This window comes from Paraburkholderia sp. SIMBA_030 (genome assembly GCF_046535245.1).
Classification (GTDB): Bacteria; Pseudomonadota; Gammaproteobacteria; order Burkholderiales; family Burkholderiaceae; genus Paraburkholderia.
The window spans coordinates 1-252 of sequence record NZ_JAWRXB010001131.1; the positions used below are offsets into that span (position 1 = coordinate 1).

1 protein-coding gene is annotated in these 252 nt (G+C 72.2%); it reads left to right on the forward strand.

Going from position 1 to position 252, the window contains the following annotated elements; translation table 11 throughout:
- Positions 1–252: hypothetical protein (locus tag SB772_RS43560; protein WP_410838974.1), on the forward strand; the 252-nt coding region annotated here is incomplete at both ends.

Below are 252 nucleotides of genomic sequence, written 5' to 3' on the forward strand. Positions count from 1 at the left end.
GGGACACGCGCGCGAGCGCGATCTCGCGCTCGAAGTGCCGCCCGTGCCGCTCGAAGCCGTGATGGCCAACGACGTCTGGGAGCGCGTCTACGACCGCATGGCCGAGCTGGTCGCGCTGCATCGCACCACGCTCGTGTTCGTGAACACGCGGCGCATGGCCGAGCGCGTGGCGCGCCATCTGACCGAGCGGCTCGGCAACGACGTGGTGGCCGCGCATCACGGCAGCCTCGCGCGCGAGCAGCGCTTCGACGC